This window comes from Pseudomonas sp. (assembly GCF_017744435.1).
Lineage (GTDB): Bacteria > Pseudomonadota > Gammaproteobacteria > Pseudomonadales > Pseudomonadaceae > Aquipseudomonas.
Genome location: NZ_JAGIBG010000022.1, coordinates 60,796 through 83,244, shown reverse-complemented (window position 1 = coordinate 83,244; position 22,449 = coordinate 60,796). Strand labels below are relative to the sequence as shown.

At 65.3% G+C, this 22,449-nt stretch carries 20 protein-coding genes; 6 read left to right on the top strand and 14 right to left on the bottom strand.

Features of this window, described 5'->3' with window-relative positions; all coding sequences use genetic code 11:
- Positions 1-138: 138 nt before the first annotated feature.
- From J7573_RS16325 to cbiE, 10 genes are all read right to left on the bottom strand, one after another.
- Positions 139-1,506: a PepSY domain-containing protein gene (locus J7573_RS16325; RefSeq protein WP_294337279.1), complete on the bottom strand. Its 1,368-nt coding sequence runs from the start codon at positions 1,504-1,506 to the stop codon at positions 139-141.
- A gap of 58 nt (positions 1,507-1,564) precedes the next feature.
- Positions 1,565-3,622, bottom strand: coding sequence for a TonB-dependent copper receptor (locus J7573_RS16320; RefSeq protein ID WP_294337277.1), 2,058 nt, complete (start codon positions 3,620-3,622; stop codon positions 1,565-1,567).
- A gap of 66 nt (positions 3,623-3,688) precedes the next feature.
- Entirely contained in the window at positions 3,689-4,138 is a 450-nt protein-coding gene (locus J7573_RS16315) for a DUF2946 domain-containing protein (RefSeq protein WP_294337276.1), read from the bottom strand.
- Between the two features lie 25 nt (positions 4,139-4,163).
- Entirely contained in the window at positions 4,164-4,649 is a 486-nt protein-coding gene (locus tag J7573_RS16310) for a copper chaperone PCu(A)C (RefSeq protein WP_294337274.1), read from the bottom strand.
- A 46-nt stretch (positions 4,650-4,695) separates the two neighbouring features.
- Positions 4,696-5,085 carry a DUF2946 domain-containing protein gene (locus J7573_RS16305; protein ID WP_294337272.1) on the bottom strand — a complete coding sequence of 130 codons (390 nt, stop codon included), beginning with the start codon at positions 5,083-5,085 and terminating at the stop codon, positions 4,696-4,698.
- A gap of 140 nt (positions 5,086-5,225) precedes the next feature.
- Positions 5,226-6,080, bottom strand: a complete 855-nt coding sequence (locus J7573_RS16300; RefSeq protein ID WP_110633628.1) for an SPFH domain-containing protein — start codon at positions 6,078-6,080, stop codon at positions 5,226-5,228.
- Positions 6,081-6,107: 27 nt separating this feature from the next.
- Complete coding sequence (locus tag J7573_RS16295; protein ID WP_054887815.1) at positions 6,108-6,545, bottom strand: NfeD family protein; 438 nt, start codon at positions 6,543-6,545, stop codon at positions 6,108-6,110.
- Between the two features lie 62 nt (positions 6,546-6,607).
- Positions 6,608-7,342: a cobalt-precorrin-6A reductase gene (locus tag J7573_RS16290; RefSeq protein WP_294337265.1), complete on the bottom strand. Its 735-nt coding sequence runs from the start codon at positions 7,340-7,342 to the stop codon at positions 6,608-6,610.
- On the bottom strand, positions 7,339-8,433 hold the full coding sequence (locus J7573_RS16285; RefSeq protein ID WP_294337263.1) for a cobalt-precorrin-5B (C(1))-methyltransferase: 1,095 nt from the start codon (positions 8,431-8,433) through the stop codon (positions 7,339-7,341). Before J7573_RS16285 ends, J7573_RS16290 begins: the two co-directional genes overlap by 4 nt.
- Entirely contained in the window at positions 8,426-9,637 is a 1,212-nt protein-coding gene (gene cbiE / locus J7573_RS16280) for a precorrin-6y C5,15-methyltransferase (decarboxylating) subunit CbiE (protein WP_294337260.1), read from the bottom strand. The genes J7573_RS16285 and cbiE overlap by 8 nt, the downstream gene beginning before the upstream one ends.
- Positions 9,638-9,881: 244 nt before the next feature.
- Here cbiE and cobG point away from each other — a divergent pair, with 244 nt between their 5' ends.
- The 6 genes from cobG (at position 9,882) to J7573_RS16250 (ending at position 15,765) form a co-directional block, all read left to right on the top strand.
- Positions 9,882-11,213: a precorrin-3B synthase gene (gene cobG / locus J7573_RS16275; protein WP_294337259.1), complete on the top strand. Its 1,332-nt coding sequence runs from the start codon at positions 9,882-9,884 to the stop codon at positions 11,211-11,213.
- Positions 11,206-11,832: a precorrin-8X methylmutase gene (locus J7573_RS16270; RefSeq protein WP_103445841.1), complete on the top strand. Its 627-nt coding sequence runs from the start codon at positions 11,206-11,208 to the stop codon at positions 11,830-11,832. Before cobG ends, J7573_RS16270 begins: the two co-directional genes overlap by 8 nt.
- Positions 11,829-12,560, top strand: a complete 732-nt coding sequence (locus tag J7573_RS16265) for a precorrin-2 C(20)-methyltransferase (protein WP_294337256.1) — start codon at positions 11,829-11,831, stop codon at positions 12,558-12,560. The genes J7573_RS16270 and J7573_RS16265 overlap by 4 nt, the downstream gene beginning before the upstream one ends.
- Positions 12,548-14,254: a precorrin-3B C(17)-methyltransferase gene (gene cobJ / locus J7573_RS16260; RefSeq protein ID WP_294337254.1), complete on the top strand. Its 1,707-nt coding sequence runs from the start codon at positions 12,548-12,550 to the stop codon at positions 14,252-14,254. Before J7573_RS16265 ends, cobJ begins: the two co-directional genes overlap by 13 nt.
- Before the next feature lie 102 nt (positions 14,255-14,356).
- Complete coding sequence (locus J7573_RS16255; protein ID WP_294337252.1) at positions 14,357-15,037, top strand: hypothetical protein; 681 nt, start codon at positions 14,357-14,359, stop codon at positions 15,035-15,037.
- Between the two features lie 71 nt (positions 15,038-15,108).
- Positions 15,109-15,765 (top strand): hypothetical protein, encoded by a 657-nt coding sequence (locus tag J7573_RS16250; protein ID WP_294337251.1) that lies wholly within the window; start codon positions 15,109-15,111, stop codon positions 15,763-15,765.
- On the opposite strand, the gene J7573_RS16245 is transcribed toward J7573_RS16250, so the two are convergent.
- From J7573_RS16245 to purH, 4 genes are all read right to left on the bottom strand, one after another.
- Positions 15,762-16,358: a MarC family protein gene (locus tag J7573_RS16245; RefSeq protein ID WP_294337250.1), complete on the bottom strand. Its 597-nt coding sequence runs from the start codon at positions 16,356-16,358 to the stop codon at positions 15,762-15,764. The two genes, J7573_RS16250 and J7573_RS16245, sit on opposite strands and share 4 nt — an antisense overlap.
- 74 nt (positions 16,359-16,432) lie before the next feature.
- Complete coding sequence (locus tag J7573_RS16240; RefSeq protein WP_294337247.1) at positions 16,433-19,210, bottom strand: hybrid sensor histidine kinase/response regulator; 2,778 nt, start codon at positions 19,208-19,210, stop codon at positions 16,433-16,435.
- Positions 19,211-19,354: 144 nt separating this feature from the next.
- Positions 19,355-20,650 (bottom strand): phosphoribosylamine--glycine ligase, encoded by a 1,296-nt coding sequence (gene purD, locus J7573_RS16235; protein WP_294337245.1) that lies wholly within the window; start codon positions 20,648-20,650, stop codon positions 19,355-19,357.
- Positions 20,651-20,798: 148 nt separating this feature from the next.
- Positions 20,799-22,406 (bottom strand): bifunctional phosphoribosylaminoimidazolecarboxamide formyltransferase/IMP cyclohydrolase, encoded by a 1,608-nt coding sequence (gene purH / locus J7573_RS16230; RefSeq protein ID WP_027920810.1) that lies wholly within the window; start codon positions 22,404-22,406, stop codon positions 20,799-20,801.
- Positions 22,407-22,449 lie beyond the last annotated feature (43 nt).

Here is a 22,449-nt window from a genome sequence, read left to right as displayed (position 1 = left end):
GCCTGATCACGCTTCAACCTGCACCGGCCTCTTCGCGGGCACGCCCGCTCCCACAGGTACACCACAGGTTTCGAGTCCTGTGCTGTCCCTGTGGGAGCGGGCGTGCCCGCGAAGAGGCCGGTGCAGGTTGAAGCGTGATCAGGCGTTGGCCAGCACCCGACGGCGCTTCACCACCAGGCTGTCCACCACCCACATCACCACCATCGACACCCCCACCAGCGGGAACATGACGCCGAGCACCAGCATTACGCCCACAGCCGTCTTCCAGCGCGGCAGGTCATGACGCAGCGGCGGCACCCCCAGCCCACCCTCGGGCCGGCGTTTCCACCACATCACCAGGCCGCTTACCGAACCCAGCAGGATCATCAGGCACACCAGCAGGATGATGACCTGGTTCAACGGGCCGAACATCTTGCCTTCGTGCAGCATCACGCCCAGCTCGGTTGCGCGAGCCACCGGGCTGTAATCCTGCCAGCGCACATCCGCCAGCACCTTGCCGGTGTACTGGTCGACATGCAGGGTCGCATCGTTGCGTGGGTCGTCGGCGAACACGGCGATGGTGTACACACCCTCGGCAGTGGTCGGCGCAGTGATGCTGTAGCCCGGTTCGACCTGGCGCGAAGTGGCGATGTCTTCCACCTGCTGCAGGCTCACCTGTGGCGCAGCCGGAGCACTGTCCATCATGTGATGCCCGGCATGTTCGGCGTGCGCGCCGGATTGCGGCATCGGCGTGTTCTCCATCGCCCACGGCACGGTCTGACGGTGCGCACTGTTCAATTCGCGGGCCTGCTGGTCCGACTTGGGCACGTCATTCCACATGGCCGCCGGGAAGCGGTTCCACAGATCGGCGTACTGCTTGCCCCACATGCCGGTCCAGGTCATGCCGCTGACCAGCATCAGCAACAGCAGGGCAGAACCCCAGAATCCGGTCACCGCATGCAGGTCGCGCCAGAACAATCGACCTTTCGCCGCGAACCGTGGCCACAGCACGCCGGCCCCGTTACGCCCGCGTGGCCACCAGAGATACAGGCCAGACACCACCAGCACGATGCCCCAGCCGGCGGCCAGCTCAACCAGGCGGTCACCGACCGTACCGACCATCAGTTCGCCGTGCAGGGCGCGGGCGATGGCCTGCAGGTTCTGCTTGCCGTCCTGCTCGCCAAGGATCTTGCCGCTGTACGGGTCGACAAACACGTTCAGCTCGCGGCCACCGTCATGCACCACGAACTGTGCGCTGCGCTCGGCATTGATCGGCGGCAGGTACTGGCCGACATGGCCTTTCGGGTAGGCCTGGCGCACTTCGGCCAGCAGCGTGTCGGCGCCCTGTCGATGATGGCCGGCTTCGACCACGATCAGGTCACGGTACAGCAGCGGGTCGAGCTGCGGCTTGAACAGGTAGATGATCCCGGTGAGCGCCAGCAGGATCATGAACGGGGCCACGAACAGCCCCGCATAGAAGTGCCAACGCCAGGCCAGGTTGTAGAAGTTGATGCGTGTTCCTCTCATGGGAACCTCCTGTTTGACCAGCTGATGGGCGCGACCGAAGCCGCGCCCGTTGTTGTTGTCAGAAGCTGAAATCGACCTTGGTCCAGAAGGTCCTGCCTGGCTCGTTCACCGGCTGTGGATCATTGGCCGGGTAGCCGAACCCGGCATTCCCGGCCAGGTTCAGGTGCTCGGCGTAGGCCTTGTCGAACAGGTTGTCGACCCCTGCGCTGAGCTTGAGGTTGTGGTTCACCTTGTAGGCGCCGTTGAGCGAGAACACGCCGAAACCGGCGCTCTTTTCGAAGTCCTTGCCGACCACGTTGCCCTGGTTCTCGGCGACGCGGTTCTGCTCCGCCACCAGGCGCCACAGGGCACCGGCGCTCCAGCTGTCGCGGCTGTAGGTCAGGCCCAGGCGGCTCTCCAGCGGCGGCATCTGTGGCAGTGCCTTGCCGTCGCTGCTGTTCTTGCCCCAGGCGTAGGCCAGGGTGGCATCGGCCTTCCAGCGCTCGGTGAGCCTGTAGGCCGCGCCCAGTTCGCCGCCCATGATGCGGGCATCGATGTTCTGAGCCTGGGAGGTGCTCATGCCCATCATCCCGGTGCGGTAGTCGAACAGGATGTAGTCACGGATCTGCCCGACGTAGCCCGAGGCCCAAGCCTCCAGGCGCTCGTCGCGGTACTGGATGCCGAAGTCGAGCTGGGTGGTCTTCTCCGGCTTGATACCGTCGAACGCGTTGGCCGCTCCGGGTGGCGCCAGCTTCGGCGAGAACAGCTCCCAGTAGTCCGGGAAGCGCTGGGCGTGGCCGAGGCCGATGTAGGTGGTGGCGGGGATTGCCGCCAGGTCATGCTCGTATCGCACGAAACCGCTTGGCAGCGTGTCGGCGCGGGTGTCGCCTTGAGTGGCGCTGCCCTGGCGGAAGTCCCGGGCCGAGGCACGGTCCAGGCGGGCACCGGTGATCAGCCGGTCTTCGCCGGTGGCGTACCAGGTGAGCTCGCCGAAAGCACCATAGTTGTGGAAGTCGGCGTCCTTGGTCCAGGGCTGGCCCTTGTGCGCATCGACGCCCATGCCGCCGCGCTGGCGGTGTTCGTTGGTCTGCGCGTCGATGCCGCCAATCAGCTGCACATCTGCCCAGCGCCAGGTGGCCTTGAGGCGAGCGCCCAGCGTGCGGCGGTCGACGTTGCTGACCATGGGCATGCCCATCATGCCAGTGCCTGATGGCGTGCGCAGGCTGTAGTTGTCCATCACGTGGTCGGCGTAGTTGTAGTAGACCTGCGCCTCGACCTTGTCGAGCACCTCGCCGAGGTTGGACTTTTCAAAGCGCAGGCCCAGGCTCTCGCGCTTGAACTGCGAGCCGTCCATGCCACGGCCGGCGTAGCGCGCCTCGCCGTCACCCTTGCCGGCGGTGAGTTCGAGCAGTGTGTCCTGGTCTGGGGTCCAGCCCAGGGCCACGTCGCCATTCCACTTTTCCCAGCGTGAAGGCACGGTGTCGCCGTTGCCATCCTCGTAATCGTCCGAGTGCGACTGGTTGCCGACGAAGCGCGCATAGCCCTGGCTGTTGCCGGCCGCCGCATCGAGCACCTTGTCGAAGCGGCCGTTGGAACCGGCCAGCAAACTGGCGTTGACCCGGCTGCCGAGGGTGCCGAACTTTTCCGGCTCACGCTCGAAGAGGATGGTGCCCGCCGAGCCGCCTGGCCCCCAGATCACGCTTTGCGGGCCTTTGATCACGGTCAGGCGGTCGTAGGTTTCCGGTGCGATGTAGGAGGTCGGGGCATCCATGCGGTTGGGGCAGGCGCCGAGCATCACGCCGCCGTTGGTGAGGATGTTCAGGCGCGAACCGAACATGCCACGTAGCACCGGGTCGCCATTGGTGCCGCCGGCGCGGATGGCGGAAAAGCCAGGGATGGTCTTCAGGTAGTCGGCGCCATCGCTGGCGGGCACGGGTTGGCGCGGGTCCTTGGGGTTGGTGACCACGGTCAGCGGCGAACTCGGCGCAAGCGCGGTGATCACCGTCGGGCTCAGCTCGGCCTCAGGGCCTTCATGGCCAGGTTCGGCAGCCAGGGCCATGGGCGCGAGCAGCGAGCCGCACAGCGCGGCGAATGTCCCTCGCAGGGAAGAAGCTAAAACAGGGGTGCAGCCGGACATAGTGATTCCAGTCGATCAGTCATGAGTGTGCGCGAAGCCTCCTGGCTCCGTGCGATAACAGTGGTGTCAGACGCTGATCGAAAGGGGCGGTGCGCGGCTGCGCGCACCGGGGAACACGGCCTGCCGGGCGTGGCCCTGGTGCGTGGGAGCGGGGATGAGGGTGGGGGGAGCTGTGCTGGCGACGCTGAGTGGGCTGAGGGTTTGCGGCAAGGCCGGGCAGTTGAACAGCAGGCTGCAGTAGCCGCACTTTTCCCACATCACATGCAGCTGGCCATCGTTGCCGTGGCCGTGATGGGCATCACTGCCATGGGCCTGATGGGTCTCGCTGCCCGCCGGCATGGACATCGACATGTCCATCGGCATGCTCATGCCGGCGTGGTGATCCATCGGCATCGACTGGGAAACCAGCGGGCCGATGAAGATCATCCACATGGCGAACAGGCTCAGCCAGCCGCCACCGACGCGCCTGCGTTCAGGGCGGGTGGTACGGCTGAGGCTGTTGCGCGGCAGGCTCATGTTGGCGAGCGCCTGTCAGCGGGCTTCAGTGCGCGTGTTCGTGAGCCTGGGGCTGGTCCGCCGGCGCCTGCTTCTGCACGGCCACGTCGACAGTGATGTCACCGGCCTTCTCGAAGTGCAGGGTCAGCGGGAAGCGCTTGCCGTCGGTAAGCAGGCTGCGGTCCTTGGGCTGCATCAGCATCACGTGGTAAGCGCTGGGGGCGAACACCAGGTCTTTGCCGGCAGGCACCACCACGCTTTGCACCTGCTGCATCTTCATCGCGCCGCTGGCGCTCATGGCGTGCTCATGCAGTTGTGCGTCATCGCTGATCGGGCTGTCGACGCTGAGCAGGCGGTCATCGGCCTTGCCGTTGTTGTGCACGACGAAATAGGCGGCGACGTTGGGGGCGTTGGGCGGTAGTTGCAGCGACCACGGGTGAGCGATGTGCAGGTCGCCCACGGTGTATTCATGGGCATTGGCGTAGGCGCCGGGCAGCAGCAGGGCAGCCAGTACAAGAGCTTGCTTGAGCATGGTGAGTCTCCGATCTGTTCAGGTTCAGGCAGACAGCGTGATGAACTCAGGCCAGCGGAGAGGCACGGGGATTGAGCGCGGGCCATAGCTGGCGCGGCGTGGGTTGGTAACTGGCGGGTGGCGGCTCGCGCCCGGCCAACAGTGTCGGCGGGTTGTGCAGTTGCGGCGGATAACCCGGCAGGGCCAGCAGTGGTGCAGCGCCCGAACAGCACCAGCAGTGCTGCATGTTGGAGTGCTGATCGCTTTGGCTGCCGAGGTCGATCTTGGCCAGGGCCTGGACATCGACCGTGGCCTTGCCAGCCACGCTGGAACAGAAAGCCCCCCACAGCAGCTGCTCAGCCGGGCCTTTGGGCGCGGCAGAAGACAGCGGCATGGCCAGCAGGTTGAACAGCACTGCAAGGCAGGCTATCCAGGCAATGTGCCGACGTGGGGGCATGGAGAGATCCGGTCAGGAATCGTGGACGGTATTGTAAGGCGGAGTATAGGTAAAAATGGTGGGGTGCGGTGAAGTGACGCAGTCTGGGGCTGTTTTGCAGCCCATTCGCGGGCTTGCCCGCGAAGAGGGTCAAATCAATCTCAGGCCTTGTTGCGGCCCATCAGGCCGCGCACGGTTTCCTGCAGGTCCGCCGGCAGCACCACGACCTTGGCATTGTTGCTGCTGGCCAGGTTCTCCATGGCGCCCACATAACGCTCACCCAGCAGGTACATGGCGGGTACGGTTTCGTTGCCCACCGCTTCCTTGACCAGCGAAATGGCCCGCGCCGAGGCCTCGGCGAGGTTGATCTGCGCTTCGGCGTCCAGTTTGGCCGACTGCAAGCGCGCTTCTGCTTCGAGGATCGCCGCCTGCTTGGCACCCTCGGCGCGGGTCACGTCGGCTTTACGCTCACGTTCGGCGGCCGCCTGGCGTTCCATGGCCAGCTGCATGTTCTCCGACGGCTTGATGTCCTGGATCTCCACCGAGCGCACGGTCACGCCCCAGTCTTCGGTCTGCTCGGACATCGCCTCACGCAGGCGCGCCTTGATCTGTTCGCGGCTCGACAGTGCCTCGTCCAGGTCCATCGCGCCGACGATGGCGCGCAGCGAGGTCATGGTCAGACTGGTGACGGCGAACGAGAAGTTCTGCACGCCATAGGAGGCCTTCTGTGGGTCGACCACCTTGGCGAAGCACAGGGCGTTGGCCACGATCACCGCGTTGTCCTTGGTGATGATTTCCTGCTCTTGCACGTCGAGGATGATGTCCTTGGTCGGCAGGCGATAGGCGACCACATCCATGTACGGGATGACGATGTTCAGGCCCGGCTTGAGGGTGTTGTGGTAGCGGCCCAGGCGCTCGACGATCCATTCCTCGCCCTGGGGCACGATGCGCACCCCCTTGAACACGGTGATCAGGACGAACAGGGCGAGGGCGCCGACGACGATGAGACTGGTCATGATGCAAACTTCCTTTTAAATGCCGATTCAGGCCCGGACTACCCGGGCGGTATTGCCTTCGATGGCGACGAGGCGCACACGCTCGCCTGCCGGAATGTCGCCATCGGCGACGCAGGTCCATTCCTCGTTGCCGAGCAGCGGCTTCTGAAAGCGCACGCGGCCTTTCTGGAATTGCGAGACGCTGCTGGTCAGCAGCCCGACTTCACCGATCACGCTGTCGGCGGTCCAGCGCACGTCCGGCTGCTTGCGCTTGAACAGCTTGAACCAGAGGAACGTGGTCACTGAGGAAAACAGCACCCACAGCAGCACCTGCATATCCAGTTGCAGGGCGGGGGCGGCCAGAGCGATGAGCGAGACCAGCACGGCACCGATGCCGAACCAGATGATGAAGAACGTGGGCAGGACCAGTTCGAGCAGGATCAGGCCGATACCGAAGACCAGCCAGATCCACCATTGCATTTCCATATGAGTAACGCCTTCCGGAGGGGAGGCCGAAGTCTAAGGCAGTGGAGCGGCACAAGGCCACTTCACGGGCGGACGGAAAAGTCTGAAAGTGCTGTAGTCAATTGAGCTGACGATGTGAACGCCCGATCCACCACAGGTAGCAAAGGGCGTTTCAGTATCAGCACCGGCACCCCGCGTTCCCGCGCCACATCGAGCTTTGGTTCGGTCGCCACGCTACCGCTGTTCTTGCTCACCAGCACGTCGATGCGGCGCCGCTCGAACAATGCCCGCTCGTCTTCGATCTGAAACGGCCCACGTGCGCCGATGACCTCACAGCGCTCATTGCCCGCGCAGGCCTCCAGCGCGCGCAAGGTCCAGAACTGCTCCGGCGGAATCTCCTCAAGATGTTGCAGTGGCTCACGGCCGAGCGTGAACAGTGGTCGCTTGAACGGCTTGAGGGCCTCGATCAGGCCAGCCCAGTCTTCCACTTCGCGCCAGTCGTCCCCAGGCTGCGCCTGCCAGGCCGGGCGGCGCAAGGCCCAGCAGGGGATGCCGGCGGCCTGTGCGGCGCTGGCCGCGTTACGGCTGATCTGCGCGGCATAGGGGTGGGTGGCATCGATCAACAGGGTGATGCCGGCTTCACGCAGGTAAGCAGCCAAGCCTTCGGCGCCTCCATAGCCACCGACCCGAACCTGGCAGGCCAGGTCCTGCGGCACGCGGCCGATACCAGCCAGGCTGTAGACGTGCTCGGGGCCGAGCTGGCGGGCGATGGCCAAGGCTTCGGTGACGCCGCCGAGCAGCAGGATACGCTGGCTCATTGCACACCTGCCTTGCCGACGATCCCGCCCTGGCGGTCGATGGCAAACACTTCGACCTGCACCTGAGCCGGCACCACGCTGCGGGCGAAGGTCAGGGCATGGGCGCACACCGCGTCGCCCAGGGCGATGCCGGCGGCGTGTGCCAGGGCCAGGGCCTGCTGGCTGGTGTTGGCGGCAATGATGGCCGCTTGCAGCTCGGCGTTGGCGCCAATGTCCGCTGCCCAGCCGGCCAACTGTGGCAGGTCGATGCTCGAGTGGCGGCTGTGCAGGTCCATGTGCCCGGCAGCCAGCTTGCTGATCTTGCCGAAGCCGCCGCACAGGGTCAGGCGTGGCACGGGCACTTTGCGCACGTGCTTGAGCACTGCGCCGACAAAGTCGCCCATTTCGATCAGGGCGATCTCGGGCAGGTTGTAGACCCGGCGCATGGTGTCTTCGCTGGCGTTGCCGGTGCAGGCAGCGATATGGGTGTAGCCGTTGGTGTGGGCGACGTCGATGCCCTGGTGGATCGAGGCGATGTACGCCGAGCAGGAGAAGGGCCGGACGATGCCGCTGGTGCCGAGGATCGACAGCCCGCCGAGGATGCCCAGGCGCGGGTTCATGGTCTTCAGCGCCAGTGCCTCACCGCCTTGCACATTGACCGTGACCTCGAAGCCGCCCGGGTAGCCGCAGTCGTCGGCCAGCTGCTGCAAGTGCTCGCTGATCATCCGCCGTGGTACCGGATTGATCGCCGGTTCACCCACTGCCAGCACCAGGCCGGGGCGGGTGACGGTACCGACGCCAGCGCCTGCGATGAAGCGTATGCCAGGTTGCGCCTGCAGGCGGATCTGGCTGTAGAGCAGGGCGCCGTGGGTGACGTCAGGGTCGTCGCCGGCATCCTTGAGCGTGCCCGCTTCGGCGCGTTCGCCGACCAGGCGGCAGAATTCCAGGCGCATCTGCACCACCTTGCCCTTGGGCAGAGTGATGCTCACCGCGTCGTCGCACTGGCCGGTCAGCAACAGCCTGGCAGCCGCGAGGCTGGTGGCGGTGGCGCAGCTGCCGGTGGTCAGGCCGCTGCGCAGGGGCGCGGGTTGCTCGCGGGTTTCTTCACGCATCGAGGGGTTTCACCACGTCGAGCAAGGTGATCGGCAACGCCTGGCGCCAAGTGTCGAAGGCACCCAACGGCTGGGCCTGGGCGATATGGATACGGGTCAGCTCGCCACCGTGCTGTTCACGGAAATACGCCAGGGCCAGTTCGCTTTGCAGGGTCACTGCATTGGCCACCAACCGCCCACCGGGGCGCAAGCGTTCCCAGCACAGCGGCAGCACGCCTTCGCGGGTGACACCACCACCAATGAAAATGGCATCCGGGCGTTCCAGTTCGGCCAGGGCGTCGGGTGCCTTGCCGCGAACCAGCTGAAGGCCCGGCACCCCGAGGGCATCGCGGTTGTATTCGATCAAGCCCTGCCGACCTTCGTCGGCTTCGATGGCCAGGGTGCGGCAGGCTGGGTGAGCGCGCATCCATTCGATGCCGATCGAGCCGCAACCGGCGCCGACATCCCACAGCAACTCGCCGGGCTGTGGCGCCAGGCGCGCCAGGGTAATGGCGCGCACGTCGCGCTTGGTCAGCTGGCCGTCATGGCGGAAGGCGCTGTCTGGCAGCCCGGGTACACGCGACAGGCGCACGGCATCCGGGCTGGCCAGGCACTCGATGGCGACCAGGTTGAGGGCGGCGACTTCGCTGTGCGGCCAGTCATCGGCGGTGCCGCAGAGGTGCTGTTCGGCCGCACCTCCGAGGTGCTCGAGCACGTGCAGGCGGCTGGGCCCGAAGCCGCGCTCGCGCAGCCGTGCAGCAATGGCCGCAGGGCTATCGCCGTCGTTGCTCAGCACCAGCAGGCGCTGGCCGCTGTACAGGTGTGCATTGAGCGCCGCCAAGGGGCGTGCCACGACCGATACCACCTGCACGTCCTGCAGTGGCCAGCCCAGGCGGGCGGCGGCCAGGGCACAGGAGGAGGGCATCGACAGCACCTGCATTTCTTCGGCCGCCACCTGGCGCGCCAGGCTGGCGCCGACGCCATAGAACATCGGGTCACCGCTGGCCAGTACGCAGGTCGGCTCACCGCGCAGTGCCAGTACCGGGGCGAGGGAGAACGGCGTTGGCCAGCTTTGCCGCTCGGCGCCGATGCAACGCGGCAGCAGGGCCAGCTGGCGCGGGCTGCCGATGATCCGCGAGGCGCCCAGCAGTGCGCGCCGGGCCTGTTTGCCCAGGCCGCTGAAGCCGTCTTCGCCGATGCCTACTACTGTCAGCCAGGGGGTCATGTGTTTCGTTCCGCCATTTTTTGGGGCCGCTTCGCGCCCCTTCGCGGGCAAGCCCGCTCCCACAGGTACAGCACAGCCCTCGAATGCTGTGCAGTACCTGTGGGAGCGGGCTTGCCCGCGAAAAGGGCTACGCGGTCCTGAAATTCTGCTCGATCGCTGTTGAAGCTCGACCACCGGCTTTTCATGCCGCCGGACAAAGCAGGCATAATACCGCGCCTTCTACACTCAAGCGCATTTTCAGCGATTGCCGGACGCCCCTTTGACGCCAGCCAACACGCCCGTAGCATCACCCCGTCCCTCGGCCTGCCCGGGGTTGTGGCGCATCGTCAGCGCCCGTGACGGTGGCATCTGCCGCATCAAGCTGCCCGGCGGCCTGCTGCTGGCCGACCAGGCCGAGGCGGTGGCGGCGGCAGCCGAGCGTTTCGCGGGCGGGGTGATCGAAGCCACCAACCGCGGCAATCTGCAGATCCGTGGTATCGGCAGCGATCATGCCGGGCTGGTCGAAAGCTTGCTGGCCGCCGGCCTCGGTCCGCGTGACGCCGCCAGCGATGACGTGCGCAACCTGATGCTCAGCCCCCTGGCTGGCCATGACCCGTCGATGCTGCTGGATGTACGTCCCCTGGCCGGGCAGATCCTCGACCTGCTGCAAGGTACGCCGCGCTTCCATCAGTTGTCGGCCAAGTTCGCCGTGCAGCTCGATGGGGGTGAAGGCGTGGCGATGCTCGATCACCCTCACGACCTGTGGCTCTCGGCACTGCGCCTGGAGCAGCGCGACTGGCTGGCATTTGGCCTGGCCAGCTGCCCGGCCGATGGCCTGGTACTGGGTGCGGTGCCGCTGGAGCAGGGGCTGGCGCTGGTGCGCGCGGTGCTCGATCGCTTCCTCGATCTGGCCAGCCCGGAGCAGTCGCGCATGCGCCAGCTGCTGCAAGGTTGCCAGGTCGATGTCTTCATCGACGGTCTCGGCTTGCAAGTGCGCCGCGATGCGGCCGTGCTCGAGTGGCGGCGCGAAGGCGCGCAATGCCCATGGCTGGGTGCCTTGGCACAACAGCAGGGCATGGCCTTGGGCGTCGCGCCGCCGCTGGGCCGCCTTTCACCGGCCATGTTGCGTGGCGCAGCCCGGGTGGCCCGCCAATGGGGTGACGGCAGCCTGCGCCTGAGCCCGTGGCAAAGCCTGATGCTGACCAATATCGCCGCTGCTGACCTCGAACAGGCTCGCGTCGAGCTGGCGGCACTGGGCCTGCTCTGCCAGGCCGATGAACCCTTGGCGCGTGTGGTCGCCTGCACCGGCAGCAGTGGCTGCGCCAAGGCCCTGGCCGAGACCAAGGCCGATGCCGTCGAGCTGGCGGCGCTGCTGGGCAGTGGCGTGCCCGGCAGCGTGCATTTGTCCGGCTGCCCCCGTTCCTGTGCCGTGGCCCATGTCGCCCCGGCCACCTTGCTGGCCCGTTCACCGGGCCGCTATGACCTCTATTTGCGTGACGCGCACCTGCCGGGCCTGGGTGCCCTGCGCGCCACCGACCTTACCTTGAATGAAGCAGGCGCCATGCTCGCCCTGCCGACGGAGCACCTTGATGATTGACTACATCCGCGATGGTCAGGAGATCTATCGCAATTCCTTCCGGATCATCCGCGAGGAAGCCCGGCTCGAGCGGATCCCCGCCGACCTGGAAAAGCTCGCCGTGCGCGTGATCCATGCCTGCGGCATGGTCGACGCCATCGACGGCCTGCAGTTCTCCGAAGGTGCCGGCCGCGCCGGTCGCGAAGCCCTGGCCAATGGCGCGCCGATCCTCTGCGACGCGCACATGGTTGCCGAAGGCATCACCCGCGCGCGCCTGCCCGCCAACAACCCGGTGATCTGCACCCTGCGCGACCCGAGCGTGCCAGGCCTGGCCAAGGATGCCGGCAATACCCGCTCCGCCGTGGCCCTGGAGCTGTGGCGCCCGCACCTGGAAGGCAGCGTGGTGGTGATCGGCAATGCCCCGACTGCGCTGTTCTACCTGCTGGAGATGATCGATGCCGGTGCGCCAAAGCCCGCTTTGATCCTCGGCTTCCCGGTCGGCTTCGTCGGCGCCGCCGAGTCCAAGGCGATGCTCGCTGCCGACAGCCGTGGCGTGCCGTTCGTGATCATGCAGGGCCGCCTGGGCGGCAGCGCGATGGCTGCTGCCGCGGTCAACGCCCTGGCCACGGAGGTGGAGTGATGGCGCGCGGACGACTGCTGGGCCTGGGCGTAGGCCCCGGCGACCCTGAGCTGATCACCGTCAAGGCGCTGCGCCTGCTGCGCGAGGCGCCCGTGGTGGCGTATTTCGTGGCCAAGGGCAAGCGCGGCAACGCCTTCGGCATCATCGAGGCGCACCTGCAGGCCGAGCAGACCCTGCTGCCGCTGGTGTACCCGGTGACCACCGAGGCACTGCCCGCGCCGCTGTCCTACGAGCAGGTGATCAGCGATTTCTACGATGAAGCTGCCATGCAGGTGGCCGAGCACCTGGATGCCGGTCGCGATGTGGCCGTGATCTGCGAAGGTGACCCGTTCTTCTACGGCTCCTACATGTACCTGCACGACCGCCTCGCGCATCAGCATGAAGCCGAAGTGGTCCCGGGCGTGTGCTCGATGCTGGGTGGTGCCTCGGTACTGGGCGCGCCCCTGGTGTATCGCAACCAGAGCCTGTCGGTACTGTCGGGCGTGCTGCCCGCCGAAGAGCTCAAGCGCCGCCTGGCAGATGCCGATGCGGCGGTGATCATGAAGCTTGGCCGCAACTTCCCCAAGGTGCGTCAGGTGCTGGGCGAACTGGGCCTGGACGGGCGTGCGCTGTATGTCGAGCGGGCGACCATGGCCAACCAGAAGATCGTGCCGCTGGATGAGGTGGACCCACAGTCCTCGCCATACTTCTCGCTGATCATCGTCCCGGGGGAAAAATGGCAGGGCTGAACAGGCAACAGGCGCCGGCCATCGTCATTCTTGGCGGCGGCAGCCTGGCTACGGCGCAGCGCATCCAGCAGCGTTATCCACAGGCAACCATCCACGGCCTGCGTGGCCGGGTCGAGGGCGCCGATCAGTATTACGACGGGTTTGGCGACACCCTGCGCGCGCTGTACCAGCAGGCCACGCCGATCATCGCGCTGTGCGCCGCCGGCATCGTCATCCGCAGCCTGGCCAGCCTGCTCGATGAGAAAGGTGCGGAGCCGCCGGTACTGGCCGTGGCCGAGGACGGTAGCGCGGTGGTGCCGCTGTTGGGTGGCCTGAGCGGGGTCAATGTCATGGCCCGCGAACTCGGCGAGGCGCTGGGTGTGGCGGCGGCGATCACCACCAGTGGTGAGTTGCGCTTTGGCACTTGCCTGCTCAACCCGCCTGAGGGCTATGCCTTGGCAGACCTCGAACAGGGCAAGCGCTTTGTCTCTGACCTGCTGGCCGGTGAAAGCGTGCGTGTCGAGGGGGATGCACCCTGGCTTGTGCAGGCGCAATTGCCCGCCAGTGACACGGCCCGGCGCACCATCCATGTCGGTTGTGACGCGCGCGAGGCCAGCCGTGACGAGCTGCTGATCCACCCACGCTCGGTGGTGGTGGCGCTCGCTGCAGGCGGGCCTGGTCTGGCCGAGCAGGTGCGTGGCGCCTTGCGTGAGGCCGGCATTGCCGAGCCCTCGCTGGCTTGCCTGCTGGTCGCCGAGCAGGCGATGGCCGAGCCTTCCTTGCACGAGGCCGCTACAGAACTGGGTGTCGTGCTGCGCTTCGCAGCCATGAACGGCACGCTGGCCAGCATGGCAGCCGAAGCATTGCCCGAGGCTCGCCTGATCGAACAGTCGGGCCTGGTGATCGCATTGGCCCCACTGCCGGTCGACACGGCACGCGTTGGTCGCAAACGTGGTCGCCTGGCGGTGATCGGCCTTGGCCCGGGTGCGGCCGAGCTGATGGTGCCGGCGGTGAAAGCCGAGCTCGCGCGTGCCGAGGACATCCTTGGCTACGAGACCTACGTGCGCATGGCCGGGCCGTTCCGTGACGATCAGGTGCAGCACTGCACCGACAACCGAGAAGAGATGCAGCGCGCTCGCCATGCCTTCGAGCTGGCGGCCCAGGGGCGTTCGGTGGTGGTGGTGTCTTCGGGGGACCCAGGTGTATTCGCCATGGCGGCGGCGGTGCTCGAAGCCCTGCATGAGTCCAGCGACCCTGCCTGGCACCGTGTCGACCTTGAGATCCTGCCGGGGGTATCGGCTTCGCTGGCAACCGCCGCGCAAGCCGGCGCGCCGTTGGGGCATGACTTCTGCGTGATGTCGCTGTCGGACAACCTCAAGCCCTGGTCGATCATCGAAAAGCGCCTGGACCTGGCGGCCCAGGCGGATCTGGTGCTGGCCTTCTACAACCCGATTTCCAAGTCCAGGCCGCATCAGCTCGGTGTGGCGCTGGAGGTGGTACGCAGGCATCGCGAAGGGAGCACGCCGGTAGTCCTTGGGCGCGACATCGGTCGGCCAGGGCAGACGCTCAAGGTCGTCACCTTGGCAGAGCTGCAGCCCGACATGGTCGACATGCGCACCATGGTGCTGGTCGGCTCGTCGCTGACCTGCACCTTCGCGCGCGCCGATGGCGGGCTCTGGGCGTACACGCCGCGCTGGTACGGCGCCAAGCCCTGACTCGGCAGGAAGCGTTACACGGCAGGCAGCACCCGTCGTGACCGGTAGGTTTGCAGCCGGAGTTCGTAAGCTCCGATTGCAAACCCTCCTGGAGACGCGGCAATGACCGAGAACGCAGAAAAGCAGACCCTTCAACTACTGGCCGACCAGAACCTGTTCGTTTTCACTGACGAGACTCCCGAAGCCGTACGGGAGGCGGGCAGGAGTTGCCATGCACTGGCCAGCCAGGCCGCGAACAAAAAGCATCACCCAGTCCGGCAGACCGAATCCTGGTTCGATGAATACTTGAGAATCATGGGGGCTACCGGCTGGACCTCCCTCAAGTATGAAGTGAGCAAGGTCATTGAAACCGGCGCATACGTGGAAATGAGCAACCTCCTGGGACAGGGGCTGCAGGCGGCGTACGGTGCGTCTACCGGTGATATCAAGCAGAGCCTCAAGGACCTTGGCGGAGCGATCGTGGAGGCATTGAAAGATGCCGAGACCATCAAGTTGCTGGATACCCGAAGCCGCGAAGATGACCGGGTGAGCATCAGTGTCTGCAAATGCGCGCAATCGGCCGGTGGTGAGGTGGTCATGCTCGTGTGCGCACTGCAGAGCGATGAGCTGCCCAACCGCAAAGGTGAAACCCTTCTGGGCAAATGGGAGCACCGCGGCGCTGTGACCTATGCGTGCGCCGCAGCATTGAGCTTCAGCCAGCGCCAATACGAAGGTGCGCGTGATCTGATCGACCAGAAGCTCAATCATGCAGCCCGTCAGATTCTGGCCGAAATCGACCTTTGATCCTGATGGTTGGGAGGCCTCTGCCTGCCAGGTGCCGCCAAACCCAGATTGCGCTCCCAGGAAACTTGCACATGACTGATCAGATCTCAGCGATGGCCTGTGGCAAGGCTGTCGAATCCAGCCTCCTGCCGTTCGCCGGGAATGTCGATGGCGAGGCCCGTGAAGACATTCTGCTGGTTATCCGCTTCGCACACGCAGCGGCCACTCAGGAACAGGCCGAGGGCCTGAACCCCCACTGGTTCAACAATTACCGCCGCAAACTGAGTTTTCTTGGCTGGGATGCCACACCGCCACCCGTGTTCCAGCGGCCAGTTGCCTTGCGCCGGCAGGTCATCGACATGGCATTGCAACAGATCGGGCAAGTGGGATCGCCCGAGCACCTGAAAGAAACCGAGCGCTTCGTGCGGGGCCTGCAACGGGACCATGAACTGATCAAACGGGTTGAAACCCGAATGAGGGAAAGCAACACGATCCAGTTTCAGTTGATGCCTTGTGTGCGCCGCTCGGGGGACTACTACGAAATGGTCTTGTACCAGATGCAGCTGCTTGCACTGGAAACCAGCAAGAACTTTCTGTTCGTCAAAGGTGATCTGGCCATGACGCTGATGGGGCAGAGTGCCGAATTGATACGCTTCAACCTGCGACTGTTCCGCGATCAATACAAGCAAAAGGTGCAGTCACGGGTTGCTTCGCTGGCGCACCAGCAGATTCTCGACATCGAGCTCTAGGGCACCAGGTAACCCTTGATCCCGGTGAAGATGATCTGCGCCGCCAGGGCGCAGACGAACAGCCCCATCAAGCGGCTGACGATCTGCAGGCCCTGGTCACCGAGCAGTTTTTCGATACCGTGCGAGAGGTACAGCACCAGGCCTACGGTGAAGCTCGCCAGCGCGATACTGACGATGGCCAGCAGCTTGTCGTCCCAGTGCGGTTGGCCCACACCCATCACCAGCAGCGCACCAATGGTGCCGGGGCCGACAGTGAGCGGAATGGTCAGCGGCACGATGGTCACGTCCTGCTGCACGTTGTCGGCCTGCACGGCCGGTTTGCCCTGGGCCATGCTTAACGCCGAAATGAACAGCACGCTGCCGGCACCGATGCGGAAGGCGTCTGCGGTGATGCCGAAAATGCCGAATATGACCCGGCCGAACAGGTACAGCAGCACGCTGGCCACCAGCGCGGCGAAGGCTACCTTCCACGCCAGTTGCTTGCGCTCCTTGCTGGAGTGGCCGCGGGTCAGGCTGATGAAGCACGACAGCACGAAGAACGGGCTATAGAGCACCAGCATCTTCAGGTAGACACTGAACAACTCGTGGAGCATGGGGTAGCCCCTGGCAGGGAAGGTGAGGAGAAGTGTATCAGCCGCATGGCGCTTGTCCTCACCGGCCTCGATGATCAGGACGTATGCGCAGGGTCAGCCTTGGCTTCGCGCTGATTGGCCCAGTACTGGATCAACTCGCGCAATTGCGACAACTCGACCGGCTTGGCCATATGCCCGTCCATGCCGGCCAGCCGCGCGCGTTCCTTGTGCTCTGCCAGTATATGCGCGGTCAGCGCCACCACCGGGGTGCGCTGGCGCTGGTTGGTGGTTTCCCAGGCGCGCAACTGCTGGGTCGCGGAGAAGCCATCCAGCACCGGCATTTCGCAGTCCATCAGCACCAGGTCGTAACGCTGTGCCTTCATCGCCTGCAAGGCCTCCTCGCCGTTGCTGGCGGTATCGGGCTCCAGGTTGAGCTTGCCGAGCATGCCGCGGATGACCTTGGTCGAGATGCTGTTGTCTTCGGCCACCAGCACACGGAAATCGCTCGGCAGCTCAAGCGTGCCTTGCGCGCCGGGCAGCGGAGCCGGCACGGCCTGCTCGCGGCCGCGCTGGGCCAGCTCTTCGGCCAGGGTGGTCTTGAGCGTATAGCCGGCAACCGGCTTGGCGAGGATGCGCTTGACCCCGGCATTGCGCGCGATGACCTTGCTGGGCGCGTTGCTGATGCCGGTGAGCATCACCACCAGGATGTCGTGGTTCAGGCTCGGGTCTTCCTTGATCTTGGCCGCCAGCTGCATGCCGGTCATGCCCGGCATGTTCTGGTCCAGCAACACGGCGTCGAAGTAGTCGCGCAGGTGTGCCTTGGTTCGCAGCAAGGCCAGCGCCTCCTTGCCGGACGGCACCGCGCTGACATTCATGCCCCAGGCGCTGCACTGTTGCACCAGCACCTTGCGGCAGGTGTCGTTGTCGTCCACCACCAGGACCCGGGCGTCGCGCAATGGCCCGTCCAGGTCTGCCGGTGGCTGCTCCAGGCGTGACGGGTCGAGCGGCAAGGTCAGCCACAGGGTGTTGCCCATGCTGGTGCTGCTCTTGATGCCGAACTCACCTTGCATCAGGCCGATCAGTTGCTTGGCGATGACCAGCCCGAGGTGGCCGCCGAGCTTGTTGCTGGAGAGGAAGTGGTGGCTGTGCAATTCGGCCTGCAGCAGGGCTTCGCGCTCGGCAGCAGGCAGCGGCTCGCCACTGTCCTGCACGGCAATGCGCAGGCGCGGGATCTCGCCGCGCTGGTCCAGTGCCACCACCAGCAGGATCTCGCCCTGGGCGGTGTTCTTCAGGGCGTTTTCCAGCAGGCTCGACAGCGCCTGGCGCAGGCGTGTCGGGTCACCACTGATGACCCGCGGCACCTGCGGCTGGGTGAAGCTGATCAGTTCGATGTTCTGCTGTTCGGCCTTGGCGCGGAAGATGTTCAGGCAGTCTTCGATCAGGGCGTTCAGGTCGAACTGCACGTCATCCAGTTCGATCTGCCGCGACTCCAGCTTGGAAATGTCGAGAATCTCGTTGATCAGCGTCAGCAGCTCGTTGCCGGCGCTGTGGATGGTCTGCACATAGTCGCGCTGCTTGACCGACAGCGGCGTGCCGAGCAGCAGCTCGGTCATGCCCAGCACACCGTTCATGGGGGTGCGGATTTCGTGGCTGATCTTGGCCAGGAACTCGGCCTTGGCGTTGATCTCGGCATCGCTGGCAGCCAGTGCACGGCTGGCGCTGAAGCGTTCTTCGCTGATGCGCCGCAGGCGCTCGCTGACGGCCAGGTTGAGCAGCAGGCCGCTGGCCACCGCCATGCCCAGGAGGATGCACAGCAGCCAGGGTGTCGAGGTGCGGGTCAGGCCGAGCAGGGCAGGCAGCAGCACCAGGCCGCCCAGGTTGAACACCAGCATGGCGATGCTGAACAGCCGTGCCGGCGCATAGCCCTTGTACCAGTGGTAGCTGCTGGCCAGCAGCATGGTCACGCTGCCGACGGCCAGTAGGGCATAGGTCATCAGGTTGAGCGGCAAGGTATCGACGAACAGCAGGATCAGCCCGCTGACCGCAGCGACCAGCATTTCGCCCTGCAGCAGGCGGTTGAGCCGCGGTGAGTTGCAGGGTGAGAAGAAGTGCTGGGTGAAATACAGCCCCGACAGCCCGGCCAGTACCAGGGTCAGGTAGGCGGCCGGGGTTTGTGCACTGTGCCACAGATGCCACCACGGCCCGCTGAGGTTGAGCAGGATCAGGCCGCTGAGCAGCATCAGCCCATGATACAGGGCGAGATAGAGGGTGGTGCTGGAGCGGGTATAGATGAAGCGGATCAGGTTATGCAGGATGAGCATCACCAGGCCGCCGAACAGCATGCCGAACAACAGCGGCTGGCTACGGTCGGAGGCGGCTACCGCTGCAGGCTCCAGGCTTATCGCCGGGCGCAGTTGGTGTTCCGAGACCAGGCGCAGGTAGATGTCCAGCGAGTGCTGGCTGTTGGGCAAGGGTAATACATGGTCACTGCCGCGCAGGGTCGGGCTGCCGTTGCCGTTGCCGGCCTGGCGACCATGATGCAGTTGGCGCAGCAGCCTGTCGCCATCGAGGGCGTACAGATCAAGGCGGGACAGGTCGGGGGCGAAGATGCGCAGCAGTTGCTCCTGGTCACCCGGTTCCAGGCGATAGTGCAACCACAGGGCCTGTTCGGCCGGTGCGGCATCGAGCTCGCCAAGGGTGATCGGGCTGAACTGGCTGCGATAGCGATCGGAGCGCACGTCGCTCAATTGCAGGTTGGCCTGTTCATCGAGCAGAACGGACCAGCCTCCGCCCTGTTCGGCCGAAGCCGGCAACAGGCAGAACAAGGTCAGCAAGCTGACGATCAGAGCTGTGGCAATCCGAAGCCGACGCACTACGAGATCCCTTCCTAGCCGATGTGCCAGATACTAACTATGCGCGGCGCGCCAAGTCGAAGGCAAGGCCCCTCGGGGCCCTGTCGACGAGCCGGATGCCGCAGGCGCAACCTGCTGTGGCGCGCTGCGGCAACCCGGTACAACTTACTGCTGGTGTTCACCGCGCTCGCGGGCGATGGCCCGGTAGCCGATGTCGGTGCGGTAGAAGCTGCCGTTCCAGCTCACTTCCTTGGCCAGGCGGTAGGCCTGCTGCTGGGCGTCGGCAACGCTGGCACCCATGGCGGTGGCGCAGAGCACACGGCCGCCGTTGGTAACGACCTGGCCATCCTTCAGCGAAGTACCGGCATGGAACACCTTGCCTTCGATCTTGGCTGCGGCATCAAGGCCGTTGATCACGTCGCCCTTGGCGTAGTCGCCCGGGTAACCGCCGGCCGCCAGCACCACGCCCAGACTTGGGCGCGGGTCCCACTGTGCTTCGACCTTGTCCAGGGCCTTGGCGAAGGCGGCTTCGACCAGCAGCACCAGGCTCGACTCCAGGCGCAGCATGACGGGCTGGGTCTCAGGGTCGCCGAAGCGGCAGTTGAACTCGATGACCTTGGGGTTGCCCGCCTTGTCGATCATCAGGCCGGCGTACAGGAAGCCGGTGTAGACGTTGCCTTCCGCAGCCATGCCGCGCACGGTCGGCCAGATCACCTGGTCCATCACGCGCTGGTGCACGTCCGGGGTAACCACCGGGGCAGGGGAGTAGGCGCCCATGCCGCCGGTGTTCGGGCCGGTGTCCTGGTCGCCGACGCGCTTGTGGTCCTGGCTGGTGGCCATCGGCAGCACGTTGTGGCCGTCGACCATGACGATGAAGCTGGCTTCCTCGCCGTCGAGGAACTCTTCGATGACCACACGCGAACCCGCCTCGCCGAAGGCGTTGCCGGCCAGCATGTCACGCACGGCAGCTTCGGCTTCTTCCAGGGTCATGGCGACGATCACGCCCTTGCCCGCGGCCAGGCCGTCGGCCTTGATCACGATCGGTGCGCCTTTTTCCTGCAGGTAGGCCAGGGCCGGCTCGATCTCGGTGAAGTTCTGGTAGTCGGCGGTCGGGATCTTGTGTCGGGCCAGGAAGTCCTTGGTGAAGGCCTTGGAGCCTTCCAGCTGGGCCGCGCCCTTGGTCGGGCCAAAGCAGTCCAGGCCACGGCTGCGGAACAGGTCGACCACGCCGATCACCAGCGGCGCTTCCGGGCCGACGATGGTCAGGTTGACGTTCTGCTCGGCGAAGTCGGCCAGTTGCTCCAGCGCGCACACGTCGATGGCGACGTTCTCGCATTTTGGCTCGATGGCGGTGCCGGCGTTGCCTGGGGCAACGAAGACTTTCTCGACGCGTGGGTCCTGGGCGACTTTCCAGGCCAGGGCGTGCTCACGGCCGCCGCTGCCGATGATCAAAACTTTCATGTCAAAACCTCGATTCAGGTGATCCCGGGGATGGCGCCGATCCTTGTGGGAGCGGGCTTGACCCGCGAATGCGGCGGTGAATGCACCATCGTATTCGCGGGGCAAGCCCGCTCCCACAGGATCTCGACTCGCCTCGGGATCCGCGTAATTAGTGGCGGAAGTGGCGCATACCGGTGAACACCATGGCGATGCCAGCTTCATCAGCGGCAGCAATCACCTCGGCATCACGCATCGAACCACCCGGCTGGATCACGGCGCTGATACCTACTTTAGCCGCATTGTCGATGCCATCACGGAACGGGAAGAACGCGTCCGACGCCATGACCGCACCCTGCACCTGCAGGCCGGCATGCTCGGCCTTGATGGCAGCGATGCGGGCGGAGTTGACGCGGCTCATCTGGCCGGCGCCGACACCGATGGTCTGGCGCTGCTTGGCATAGACGATGGCGTTGGACTTGACGAACTTGGCCACTTTCCAGGCGAATACCAGGTCGTGGATTTCTTGCTCGGTCGGTGCACGCTTGGTGACGATCTTCAGGTCATCGGCGGTGATCATGCCGATATCGCGGCTCTGCACCAGCAGGCCACCGTTGACGCGCTTGAAGTCCCAACCGGCAGCGCGCTCGGCTGGCCACTCGCCGCATTCCAGCAGGCGCACGTTCTGCTTGGCCGCCACCACGTCGCGGGCAGCCTGGGAGATTTTCGGCGCGATGATCACTTCGACGAACTGACGGTCGACGATGGCCTGGGCGGTTTCGCCGTCCAGTTCGCGGTTGAAGGCGATGATGCCGCCGAACGCCGACTCGGTGTCGGTGGCGTAGGCAAGGTCGTAGGCCTTGCGGATGCCGCCTTCGTCTTCAGGCACAACAGCCACGCCGCACGGGTTGGCGTGCTTGACGATGACGCAGGCCGGCTTGACGAAGCTCTTCACGCACTCCAGCGCGGCGTCGGTGTCGGCCACGTTGTTGAACGATAGTTCCTTGCCCTGCAGCTGCACGGCAGTGGAGATGCTGGCTTCGCCTTTCTTGGCTTCGACGTAGAACGCCGCGCTCTGGTGCGGGTTCTCGCCGTAGCGCATTTCCTGGGCCTTGACGAACTGGCTGTTGAAGGTGCGCGGGAACTCGCTGCGCGCGGAGGTCGACAGGGTCTCTTTGGCCTGGTCGATGGTGCCCATGTAGTTGGCGATCATGCCGTCGTAGGCGGCAGTGTGCTCGAACGCCTTGAGCATCAGGTCGAAGCGCTGGGCGTAGGTCAGGCCGCCGGCCTTGAGGCCTTCCAGCACGCCGGCGTAGTCGCTGGCGTTGACCACGATGGCGACATCCTTGTGGTTCTTGGCCGCCGAACGGACCATGGTCGGGCCGCCGATATCGATGTTCTCGATGGCAGTCGGCAGGTCACAGCCAGGCTTGGAAATGGTGGCTTCGAACGGGTACAGGTTGACGGCAACCAGGTCGATCGGCTTGATGCCGTGCTCGTTCATGATGGCGTCGTCGGTGCCGCGGCGGCCGAGGATGCCACCGTGGATCTTCGGGTGCAGGGTCTTGACCCGGCCATCCATCATTTCGGCGAAGCCAGTGTAGTCGGCCACTTCCACCGCGTTCACACCGTTGTCCTTGAGCAGCTTGTAGGTGCCGCCGGTGGACAGGATCTCGACACCGAGCTGCTGCAGCTCACGGGCGAATTCGAGGATACCGGTCTTGTCGGAGACGCTGATCAGGGCGCGGCGGACTGGCAGGCGGGTAGTCTGGTCGGTCATTTCGGGTTCCAATAACGCGGTGGAGTCAGCAAAAAAGGCGTCT